The sequence below is a fragment of the Streptomyces sp. NPDC030165 genome, assembly GCF_055573595.1.
Genome location: NZ_JBVIBD010000014.1, coordinates 199,767 through 210,810, shown reverse-complemented (window position 1 = coordinate 210,810; position 11,044 = coordinate 199,767). Strand labels below are relative to the sequence as shown.

10 protein-coding genes are annotated in these 11,044 nt (G+C 71.3%); 6 read left to right on the top strand and 4 right to left on the bottom strand.

What is annotated here, in order from left to right; all coding sequences use genetic code 11:
- Positions 1–34: 34 nt before the first annotated feature.
- The 4 genes from ACZ4Z1_RS25835 to ACZ4Z1_RS25820 all read right to left on the bottom strand — a co-directional run bounded on the left by ACZ4Z1_RS25835 (position 35) and on the right by ACZ4Z1_RS25820 (position 4,162).
- Positions 35–361, bottom strand: coding sequence for an alpha/beta hydrolase family protein (locus tag ACZ4Z1_RS25835; RefSeq protein WP_468488985.1), 327 nt, complete (start codon positions 359–361; stop codon positions 35–37).
- A 45-nt stretch (positions 362–406) separates the two neighbouring features.
- On the bottom strand, positions 407–1,258 hold the full coding sequence (locus ACZ4Z1_RS25830; RefSeq protein WP_468488984.1) for a phosphatase PAP2 family protein: 852 nt from the start codon (positions 1,256–1,258) through the stop codon (positions 407–409).
- A 122-nt stretch (positions 1,259–1,380) separates the two neighbouring features.
- Complete coding sequence (locus ACZ4Z1_RS25825; RefSeq protein ID WP_468488983.1) at positions 1,381–2,460, bottom strand: LacI family DNA-binding transcriptional regulator; 1,080 nt, start codon at positions 2,458–2,460, stop codon at positions 1,381–1,383.
- 97 nt (positions 2,461–2,557) lie between these two features.
- Positions 2,558–4,162, bottom strand: a complete 1,605-nt coding sequence (locus ACZ4Z1_RS25820; protein WP_468488982.1) for a glycoside hydrolase family 13 protein — start codon at positions 4,160–4,162, stop codon at positions 2,558–2,560.
- Between the two features lie 354 nt (positions 4,163–4,516).
- Between ACZ4Z1_RS25820 and ACZ4Z1_RS25815 the strand changes: the two genes are divergently transcribed.
- From ACZ4Z1_RS25815 to ACZ4Z1_RS25790, 6 genes are all read left to right on the top strand, one after another.
- Positions 4,517–5,782: an extracellular solute-binding protein gene (locus ACZ4Z1_RS25815; protein WP_468488981.1), complete on the top strand. Its 1,266-nt coding sequence runs from the start codon at positions 4,517–4,519 to the stop codon at positions 5,780–5,782.
- Positions 5,783–5,796: 14 nt separating this feature from the next.
- Entirely contained in the window at positions 5,797–6,762 is a 966-nt protein-coding gene (locus ACZ4Z1_RS25810; RefSeq protein ID WP_468489043.1) for a carbohydrate ABC transporter permease, read from the top strand.
- The gene (locus ACZ4Z1_RS25805) at positions 6,762–7,601 is read left to right on the top strand and encodes a sugar ABC transporter permease (protein WP_468488980.1); all 840 of its coding nucleotides are present in this window, start codon (positions 6,762–6,764) and stop codon (positions 7,599–7,601) included. Before ACZ4Z1_RS25810 ends, ACZ4Z1_RS25805 begins: the two co-directional genes overlap by 1 nt.
- 1 nt (position 7,602) lies before the next feature.
- Positions 7,603–9,228 carry a glycoside hydrolase family 13 protein gene (locus ACZ4Z1_RS25800; protein ID WP_468488979.1) on the top strand — a complete coding sequence of 542 codons (1,626 nt, stop codon included), beginning with the start codon at positions 7,603–7,605 and terminating at the stop codon, positions 9,226–9,228.
- Positions 9,225–10,304, top strand: coding sequence for a LacI family DNA-binding transcriptional regulator (locus ACZ4Z1_RS25795; protein WP_468488978.1), 1,080 nt, complete (start codon positions 9,225–9,227; stop codon positions 10,302–10,304). Before ACZ4Z1_RS25800 ends, ACZ4Z1_RS25795 begins: the two co-directional genes overlap by 4 nt.
- A 77-nt stretch (positions 10,305–10,381) precedes the next feature.
- Positions 10,382–11,038: a maltokinase N-terminal cap-like domain-containing protein gene (locus tag ACZ4Z1_RS25790; protein ID WP_468488977.1), complete on the top strand. Its 657-nt coding sequence runs from the start codon at positions 10,382–10,384 to the stop codon at positions 11,036–11,038.
- Positions 11,039–11,044: the final 6 nt, after the last annotated feature.

The following is an 11,044-nucleotide window of genomic DNA, read 5'->3' as shown; positions in this document are numbered from 1 at the left end:
CCGGAGGCCCGGGAGCCGCTGTCCCGCCGGCCCGTCAGCGCGTGCGGAGCGAGCCGTCCCGGTCCCTGATCCACCGGATGACGGTACCGAGGTGACCGGGGGCCGGGCGGGAGCCGCCGTCCACCCGGACGCGGTGATCAGCGCCGGGGAAGACCTCGACGGTCAAGGCCGCCGCCGGGTGACGGCCGGGGTGGCCGGCCGCAGCGCTGAAAAGGGCGACGCTCTCGGCGACGGGCGCGACCGGGTCGGCCGCGCCGAAGACGGCCAGGTGCGGACAGCGCAGACGCCGTGCGTCGGGCAGCGGATCATGGTCCTGCTTGCGTGTGGGGAATTCCCAGAGGCGGTCGTCCAGTTCCCCCACAGCCTGGGCGCCCAGGAAGGGCTTCCCGCCGCGGCGATGAGCCGCTCAAGCTCCGGGAAGCCGGGCCGCGGCCACCCGCCGCGGCAGCCGGTGCGGCAGCGCCGTGTACCAGGCGAAGGCCAGGCCGATCCCGAAGGCGAGGCACAGGATGCCGCCCACCGCGTCGAGCCAGAAGTGGTTGGCGGTGGAGACGATGACCATCAGGGTCGTCGTCGGGTAGAGCAGGCCCAGGACCTTGGCCCACACGGGCTTGGCGATCAGCGCGATCATCACGCCGCACCACAGCGACCAGCCGATGTGCATGGACGGCATCGCCGCGTACTGGTTGGACATCGAGGCCAGGTTGCCGGAGGCCATCGAGCCCCAGGTGTGGTGGACGATGACGGTGTCGATGAAGCCGCCGCCGTTCATCAGGCGGGGCGGGGCCAGCGGGTAGAAGTAGTAGCCGAGGAGGGCGACGCCCGTGGTCGCGAAGAGCGCGAGGCGGGCGGCCGCGTATCGGCCGGGGTGCCAGCGGTAGAGCCAGACCAGCACACCGATGGTCAGTATGAAGTGCAGGGTGGCGTAGTAATAGTTCATCGAGACGATGAGCCAGGTCACCGAGTCGACGGCGTGGTTGACGGTCTTCTCCACCGCTATGCCGAGGGTCTGCTCGGCCTGCCAGATCCAGTCCGCGTTCTTCAGCGCCTGGGCCTTCTGCTCGGGCACGGCGTTGCGAATCAGGGAGTAGACCCAGTAGCTGACCGCGATCAGGAGGATCTCGAACCACAGCCGCGGGGAACGGGGAGAGCGCAGGCGGGCCAGCCGGCCACCGGAGGGCGCGCTCGGCGCGGCGTCCTCGGTGGGTGGCGGCACGGCCGTACGGCCGTCAAGAGTCTTCACATGCGCTTCACCCATAGGCAGACAGTCTGCCAGAAAGGGGTCGGCGGCCGATCACCCTGTGGTCGGGACCCGGAGGGCCCGCGCGTAGCACCTCAGACGGAGACGCCACCCCTCCCAGGGTCAGGGTTGGCCCTGATCTACGGCGGAGGCGGAAGGGTTCCATCCGTATCAGCGGGTGCTGCCGGAGCGGGAATCCGGGCGGTCTTCGGCGCCGAAGCGGTTGAACCGCGAACGACCAGCTCCGGGTGGAAGACGAACTCGCTGTGCGGCGCCGGGGTACCACCGACCTCCTCCAGCAGGGCGCGCACCGCAGCCTGCCCCATCGCGGTGACCGGCTGGCGGATCGTGGTCAGCGGCGGGTCCGTGAAGGCGATCAGCGGGGAGTCGTCGAAGCCGACGACGGAGACCTCCCGGGGCACCTCCAGGCCCTGCTGCCGGGCGGCCCGGATCGCGCCGAGCGCCATCATGTCGCTGGCGCAGACCACCGCCGTGCAGCCACGGGTGATCAGTGCGCCGGCCGCGGCCTGCCCGCCTTCCAGGGAGTAGAGGGAGTGCTGGATCAGCTCCCGGGCCGCCTCCCGGTCCAGGCCGAGCTGCTCCTTCATGCTGTGCAGGAAACCCTCGATCTTGCGCTGCACGGGCACGAAGCGCTTCGGCCCGAGGGCCAGCCCGATCCGCTCGTGGCCCAGCGCCGCCAGATGGGTGACGGCGAGGCGGATCGCGGCCCGGTCGTCCGGTGAGACGAAGGGCGCCTGCACCTTGTCGGAGAAGCCGTTGATCAGGACGAAGGGCACGCCCTGGCCGCGCAGCTGCTCGTAGCGCTGCATGTCGGCGGAGGTGTCCGCGTGCAGTCCGGAGACGAAGATGATGCCGGCGACGCCGCGGTCCACCAGCATCTCGGTCAGCTCGTCCTCGGTGGAGCCGCCGGGCGTCTGGGTGGCCAGCACCGGCGTGTAGCCCTGGCGGGTCAGTGCCTGGCCGATGACCTGCGCGAACGCCGGGAAGATCGGGTTTTCCAGCTCCGGCGTTATCAGGCCGACCAGTCCGGCGCTGCGCTGCCGCAGCCGGACCGGGCGCTCGTATCCGAGCACGTCGAGCGCGGCCAGCACGGACTGGCGGGTGGTGGCGGAGACGCCGGGTTTTCCGTTGAGCACCCGGCTGACGGTGGCCTCGCTGACACCCGCCTGTGCTGCGATGTCGGACAGCCGGGCGGTCATGGAGGGGACTGTACCCGTCGGCTGTCGGATTGCCCATGTTGCCCGCACCGTCCGGCGGGCCGGGCGGCAGCACCGTACGGCCCGCCGGACGCGACCGTCAGACGGACCACCAGGTGCAGGAGTCGCCCGGCAGGACGGCGGTGGTGCCCTCGGCGGTGAGCGTCGCGGAGGAGAGCAGCAGCCGTCCGGGGAGCGGGAGTTCGACGGCGTGGTCCAGGGTGTTGAGGGTGCACAGGAACGGGCGGCCCGACCGGCCGTTCCGGGTGAAGGCCAGCAGCCCTTCGGGGGCGTCGGCCCAGGCGAGGTCGCCGTCCCCGAGGCAGGGGTGTTCGCGGCGCAGGGCGAGCGCCGCGCGGTACAGCTCCAGCGTGGAGGACGGGTCGCCGGTCTGGGCCCGTACGGACAGGTCCTTCCAGGCGCGCGGCTGGGGCAGCCAGCTGCCGCCGGGCCCGAAGCCGTACGCGGCGGTCTCGCCGCACCAGGGCATCGGGACGCGGCAGCCGTCGCGGTACCCGTCCTGCCCGTCACCGCGGAAGAACGCGGGGTCCTGGCGGACCTCGTCGGGCAGGTCGGTGACCTCCGGCAGGCCCAGTTCCTCGCCCTGGTAGAGGTAGGCCGAGCCGGGCAGGGCGAGCATCATGAGCGTGGCGGCGCGGGCGCGCCGCAGGCCGCCGAGGCGGGTCGCGTGCCGGACCACGTCGTGGTTGGACAGCACCCAGGAGGTGGTGGCGCCGACCGAGGTGGTCGCGGCGAGGGAGGCGTCGATGACGGCGCGCAGCGAGGCGGCGGACCAGTCGGCGGTCAGGAACTGGAAGTTGAACGCCTGGTGGCACTCGTCGGGTCGGACGTACAGGGCGAGGCGTTCGGGGCTGGGGGCCCACGCCTCGGCGACGCCGATGCGCTCGCCGGGGTAGGAGTCCAGCAGGCGGCGCCAGGAGCGGTGGATCTCGTGGACGCCGTCCTGGTCGAAGAAGGGGAGCACCTGGCTGCCGATGAGTTTGGCCTGCTCCTTGCGGCCGATGTCGGGCAGGCCGGGCGCCTTGACCATGCCGTGGGCGACGTCGATGCGGAAGCCGTCCACGCCGAGGTCGAGCCAGAACCGCAGGACGGACTCGAACTCGGCGTGCACGTCCGGGTCGTCCCAGTTCAGGTCGGGCTGCTGCGGGGCGAACAGGTGCAGGTACCAGTCGCCGCGCTCGGTACGGGTCCAGGCCGGCCCGCCGAAGACCGACTCCCAGTCGTTGGGCGGCAGCTCGCCGGACGCGCCCTTGCCGGGGCGGAAGATGTAGCGCCGCCGGGCCAGTTCCGGGTCCTGGAACCAGGGGTGCTGGTCGGAGGTGTGGTTGGGCACGATGTCGACGATCACCCGCAGGCCCAGCGCGTGCGCGGCCCGTACCAGGTCGTCGGCGTCCTGGAGGCTGCCGAACAGCGGGTCGACGGCGCGGTAATCGGCGACGTCGTACCCGCCGTCGGCCTGCGGGGAGGCGTAGAACGGGGTGAGCCAGACGGCGTCCACGCCCAGGTCGCGCAGGTACGGCAGGCGTTCGCGGGCGCCGCGCAGGTCGCCGATGCCGTCCCCGTCGCAGTCGGCGAAGGAGCGGACGTACACCTGGTAGATGACGGCGTCGCGCCACCAGCCGGGACGCCGGCCGGGCGGTGCCGCCGCGCGGCCGGGATCGGTCGAAGTCAGCTCCTGGGTCATCTGGTGTCCCTGTCGAGAGTGGGGCGTTTCGGGGCAGAGCGTCCATGCATCGTCTTGCAGGGTCCAGGCATCGATCGGCGGACGGTCGTCTACGGGCTCAACGCGCGGGGCACGGCGGGGTGACGGGCCGGTGGGGCGCTCGGAGCCCTGGTGAGCGGCCTGCCGGCGTGCGGTGGGCGTGGCGTGCGCGGGCGCCGCCCCCTGCAACGCCTTCCGGAATCCTTGCAGAAATTTATCGCAAGGTCTTTCGGTTTCATTTCCGCGCTGTTACGTTCCTGTCCGCCATCACAGGCGTTCCGAACGGCCGGGCGAGGCGTTTTGACGCCATCTCGGGCGTCCCCCTAAGGAGTTCACATGCGGCGTGGCATAGCGGCCACCGCGTTGGTCGCGGGTCTGGCAATGGCGGCGACAGCGTGCGGAGGTGACGGCGGAGGCGGCCGGCAGAGCGGCGGTGAGCTGTCGGGCACCGTGACCTTCTGGGACACCTCCAACGACGCCGAGAAGGCCACGTACAAGAAGCTGGCCGAGAGCTTCGAGAAGGAACACCCGAAGGTCGACGTGAAGTACGTCAGCGTCGCGTTCGGCGAGGCCAACGCCAAGTTCAAGAACGCCGCCGGCGCCGGCGCGGGCGCCCCCGACGTGATGCGCACCGAGGTCGCCTGGGTCGCCGACTTCGCCAACCTCGGCTACCTCGCCCCGCTGGACGGCACCCCGGCCCTGGACGGCACCGGCGACTACCTGCCGCAGGCTCTCGGCAGCACCAGGTTCAAGGACAAGACCTACGCGGTGCCGCAGGTCACCGACACCCTCGGCCTCTTCTACAACAAGCGGCTGCTCAAACAGGCCGGCGTCGAGGTGCCCAAGACCTTCGCCGAGCTGACCGCCGCCGCCAAGCAGATCAAGGAGAAGACCGGCGCCACCGCGCTGTACCTGCGCGGCGACGACCCGTACTGGTTCCTGCCGTACCTCTACGGCGAGGGCGGTGACATGGTCGACGCCCGCGACAAGATCGTCACGATCGACGACGACGCCGGCGTCAAGGCGTTCAAGGCCGTCAAGGACCTGGTCGAGTCCAAGGCCGCCGTCACCGACGCCACCGACGGCCAGGAGAACCAGCTCAAGGCCCTCAAGGACGGCAGCGTCGCGATGGCCGTCAGCGGCCCCTGGGACATCGAAGGCGTCCGCGCGGGCAAGGAGTTCAAGGACAAGAAGAACCTCGGCGTCGCGCCCGTACCCGGCGGCAGCGCCTCCCAGGGCTCCCCGCAGGGCGGCTGGAACCTCTCGGTCTACGCGGGCTCGAAGAACCTCCAGGCGTCCTACGCCTTCGCGAAGTACATGAGCTCCGCGAAGATTCAGCAGCAGACCACCGAACAGCTGAGCCTGCTGCCCACCCGCAAGTCCGTGTACGAGGTGCCGTCCGTCAAGAACAACGAGATGGTCGGCTTCTTCAAGCCCGCCGTCGACAAGGCCGTCCAGCGCCCCTGGATCGCCGAGGGCAACGCGCTCTTCGAGCCGGTCAAGGTCCAGATGAACAAGGTCCTCACCGGTGCCAGTACGCCCGAGCAGGCCGCCAAGGCCGTCGGCGACAGCTACCGCAAGATCCTCAAGGACTACAAGTGACGGACACCGTACGGATGTCCCGGCCCCGGCGGAAGGAGGCCGCCGCCGCACCGCCGGGCCGGGTGCGCAGGGCCCTGGGCACCCACTGGTACGCCTGGACCATGGTCACCCCGGTGGTCCTCGTCATCGGCGTCATCATCGGCTACCCGCTGCTCCGCGGCGTGTACCTGTCGCTGACCGACGCCGACGAGGCCAACGTCGAACGCAACATCGGCATGAACCACATCCCGGCCACCTACAAGTTCACCGGTCTGGACAACTACACCGAGATCCTCGGTGACGGCGTCTTCTGGGGCCGGCTCGGCTGGACCGTGGTGTGGACGGTGGCCTGCGTCGGCCTCACCTTCGCCATCGGCCTGACCCTCGCCAACCTGCTCAACCGCACGCTGCGCGGCCGCACCTTCTACCGGCTGGCGCTGATCCTGCCCTGGGCCATCCCCGCCTTCGTCTCCGTCTTCACCTGGCGGCTGCTCTACAACGAGAAGAACGGCCTGCTGAACAAGGTCCTGGCCGGCGGCGGCATCGACGCGGTGCCGTGGCTGAACGATCCGACCTGGGCCAAGCTGTCGGTCATCGCCGTCAACGTGTGGCTGGGCGTACCGTTCATGCTCGTCGCGCTGCTCGGCGGTCTCCAGTCGATCCCGGGGGAGCTGTACGAGGCCGCGGAGATGGACGGCGCCAACGCCTGGCAGCGGTTCTGCAACATCACCCTGCCCGGGCTGCGCGGCGTGAGCAGCACCGTGATCCTGCTCTCCACCATCTGGACGTTCAACATGTTCCCGGTGATCTACCTGCTCACCCGGGGCGGCCCCGGCGACGCCACGGAGATCCTGGTGACGTACGCCTACCGGCTCTCCTTCGTCGACAGTCCGCGGGACTTCTCCGGCTCGGCCGCCTGGGGCGTGCTGATCCTGCTCCTGCTGTCCCTGATCGCGGTGGTCTACCGCCGCTCGCTGCGCAAGCAGGGTGAGGTGTGGTGATGGCCAAGACCACGCGCAACAGGCGCGGCCCGCTGGCCTCCGCCGGCCTGCACCTGACCCTGCTGGTCGCCGCCGCCGTCGCGGTCTTCCCGCCGCTGTGGCTGCTGATCACGTCCTTCAAGCCGAAGAACGACGCCTTCTCCACCGAGCTGGTCACCCATTTCACCTTCGCGAACTACCGGCACGTGGTCGCCGACACCGAGTTCCTGACCTGGTTCGGCAACTCGCTGGTCGTCGTCGGCATCACCACCGTCATCGGTGTCTTCGTCGCGGCCACCACCGGCTACGCCGTCAGCCGGTTCCGGTTCCCCGGGATGCGCCCGCTGATGTGGCTGCTGCTGATCACGCAGATGTTCCCGGTCGCCGTGCTGATCGTGCCGCTGTACAACCTGATGGCGGACCTGGGCCTGCTCAACCAGCCGGCCGGCCTGGTCGTCACGTACCTGACCATCGCCGTCCCGTTCTGCGCCTGGATGATGAAAGGATTCTTCGACACCATCCCGGTGGAGATCGACGAAGCCGGGCGCGTCGACGGCCTCAACCCCTTCGGCACCTTCTGGCGCCTGGTCCTGCCGCTGGCCCGCCCCGGCCTGGCCGTCACCGGCTTCTACACCTTCGTGACGGCCTGGGCCGAGGTCGCGTACGCCTCCGCCTTCATGACCGGCGAGGAGAACCTGACCCTCGCCGGCGGTCTGCAGACCTTCGTCAACCAGTACGTCAACGACTGGGGCTCGATGACCGCCGCCGCCGTGATCATCGCGGTGCCCGCCGGCCTGGTCTTCGCCTTCGCCCAACGCCACCTCGTCGCCGGACTGACCTCCGGCACCACCAAGGGATGACATGACCACCCAGCACCCCGCCACCGGAGCGACCGCCGCCGCGGACCCGGCCGCGTCCGCAGCCACCCAGTGGTGGCGCGACGCGGTGATCTACCAGGTCTACCCGCGCAGCTTCGCCGACGGCAACGGCGACGGCATGGGCGACCTGCCCGGCATCCGCACGCGCCTGCCGTACCTGAAGGACCTGGGCGTCGACGCCGTCTGGCTCAGCCCCTTCTACGCCTCCCCGCAGGCCGACGCGGGCTACGACGTCGCCGATTACCGCGTCATCGACCCGGCCTTCGGCACCCTCGCCGACGCCGAGGCCGTCATCCGCGACGCGCACGGCCTGGGCCTGCGCATCATCGTCGACGTCGTCCCCAACCACTGCTCCGACCAGCACGCCTGGTTCCGGCAGGCGCTGGAGGAGGGACCCGGCTCGACGCTGCGCGACCGCTTCCACTTCCGCAAGGGCCGCGGCGAGAACGGCGAACTCCCGCCCAACGACTGGGAGTCCGTCTTCGGCGGCCCCGCCTGGACCCGCGTCGCCGACGGCGAGTGGTACCTGCACCTGTTCGCCCCCGAACAGCCCGACTTCAACTGGGACCACCCCGCCGTCCACGACGAGTTCCGCTCCATCCTGCGCTTCTGGCTCGACCTGGGCGTGGACGGCTTCCGCATCGACGTGGCCCACGGCCTGGTCAAGGCCCCCGGCCTGCCCGACATGGGACGCACCGATCAGCTCAAGCTGCTCGGCAACCAGGTGCTGCCCTTCTTCGACCAGGACGGCGTCCACGAGATCTACCGCTCCTGGCGCCGCGTCCTGGACGAGTACGCAGGCGAACGCATCGGCGTGGCGGAAGCCTGGACCCCGAGCGCCGGCCGCACCGCCCTGTACCTGCGCCCCGACGAACTCCACCAGGCGTTCAACTTCCACTACCTCAACACCACCTGGGACGCCGCCGGACTCCGCGCCGTCATCGACGCCTCCCTCGACGCGATGCGGCCGGTCGGCGCCCCCACCACCTGGGTCCTGTCCAACCACGACGTCGTACGGCACGCCACCCGACTCGGCGGCGGCGCCCGCCGCGCCCGCGCCGCGGCCCTCCTCATGCTGGCGCTGCCCGGCTCCGCGTACGTCTACCAGGGCGAGGAACTGGGCCTCCCCGAGGTCACCGACCTGCCCGACGAGGTCCGCCAGGACCCCGCGTTCTTCCGCGGCGACGGCCAGGACGGCCTGCGCGACGGCTGCCGTGTCCCCATCCCGTGGTCCGGCGACACGGCCCCCTACGGCTTCGGCACCGGTGGCAGCTGGCTCCCGCAGCCGCCGGAGTGGGCGGGGCTGAGCGTCGCCGCGCAGACCGGCGACCCGGACTCCATGCTGGAGCTGTACCGTACGGCCCTCAGGCTGCGCCGCACCCACCCCGGGCTCGGGGCGGGCGACAAGGTCGAGTGGCTGGACGCCCCCGAAGGCGTCCTGGCCTTCCGCCGCCCCGACGGCTTCGTCTGCACGGTGAACACCACGGCGGAGCCGGTACGGGCCCCGGCCCAGCCGGCCTGGCGGCCGTTGTTGTCCTCCGCCGAACTCCTCACCGTCGACGACGAACCGACCATCCCGGCGGACACCGCCGTGTGGTGGGAAGCGTGACCGACCACCCCGAGGTGCCGCCGGCCGGGGGCAGCGGCCCCCGGCTGGCGCACATCGCCGCGCAGGCGCAGGTCAGCGAGGCGACCGTCAGCCGGGTGCTCAACGGGAAGGCGGGCGTGGCCGGCGGGACCCGGCAGCGGGTGCTGGCCGCCCTCGACGTCCTCGGTGGCGAACGCCCCGTACGGCTGCGCCGCGCCAGCGCCGGACTGGTCGGCCTGATCGTCCCCGAGCTGACCAACCCGATCTTCCCGGCCTTCGCCCAGCTCATCGAACAGGCCCTGGCCGGCCACGGCTACACCCCCGTCCTCTGCACCCAGCTTCCCGGCGGCGCCACGGAGGACGAGATCGTCGAACAGCTGGAGGCCCGGGGCGTCACCGGCATCATCTTCCTCTCCGGCCGCCACTCCGACAGCACCACCGACCCCGCCCGCTACACCCGCCTCACCGACCGCGGCCTCCCGTACGTCCTCATCAACGGTTACCACGAGGGCATCGCCGCCCCCTTCATCTCCCCGGACGACCGGACGGCGGCCCGCATGGCCGTGCGCCACCTCGCCGAACTCGGCCACCGGAACATCGGCCTGGCCGTCGGCCCGGTCCGCTACGTCCCGTCCCGCCGCAAGGCCGAAGGCTTCGTAGCGGCACTGACCGAGGTGTTCGGCCTGCGGAGGGGGCAGGCCGAACACCTCGTCCGACACACCCTGTTCGGCGTCGAAGGCGGCCACGCGGCGGCGGCGTCGCTGCTGGACGCGGGCTGCACGGCGGTCGTCTGCGGCAGCGACCTGATGGCCCTCGGCGTCGTACGGGCGGCCCGTCAGCGCGGCCTGGACGTACCGGCGCGGGTCTCCGTCGTCGGCTTCGACGACTCCCAGCTCATCGCCTTCACCGACCCGCCGCTGACGACCGTACGCCAGCCGGTACGGGCGATGGCCTCGGCGGCAGTGGACGCGCTGGTCGAGGAGATCCGCGCTCTGGCGGACGGCGACCGGTCACCGGACCGGCACACGGAGTTCGTCTTCCAGCCGGAACTGGTGGTACGGGGCTCGACGGCACGCAACCCGCCTGCGGCGGGGTAGGGCCGACGGCGGCGAATGGCAGGATGACCACGTCGATCGTGTGATCAGCGCAGCCACTTACGGGAAGGTGCCGGACCATGGCCGTCATCCACCACACCACCCTCTCGCCCACCAAGCTGGAACTGCTCGCCCGCTGGCTCCCCGCCCGGCCCTGGTACGCGGGTGACGGGGCCGCCCCCGACCTGACCAAGGCCGGCGGCTTCCGCCTCGACGACCCGGAGGGCGAGGTGGGCATGGAGTTCATGGCCGCCACCGACTCGTCCGGCGCCGAACCCTTCACCTACCTCGTCCCCCTCACCTACCGGGGCGCCCCCCTGCCCGGCGCCGGCCACGCCCTCATCGGCACCCTGGAGCACGGCGTACTCGGCAAGCGCTGGGTCTACGACGGCACCCACGACCCCGTCCTGGTCACCCAGCTCTTCGCCCTCCTCGCCGGCGCCACCGACGCCCACGCCCAGAGCGAGAACGACACCCTCGACCCCACGGTCCACGCGCGGCTCACGGGCACGGACCACAGCCCCCTAGCGGGCCCCGAGTCGGTGACGCAGAGTGCGACCGCCACCGACATCCGCGTCCGGCCGGCCCGCCCCCTCACCCTGCGCCTGCAGCGCGTGCTGACGCCGGGCGGGGCCGACGGCGGGTCCACGCTGGGGCATGTCAGCGCCACGTGGACGGAGTTGTCGGGGGAGAGGGTGCGGGGGGTGTTCGTCACGGTGCACGAGGCGTTGGGCTGACAGCCG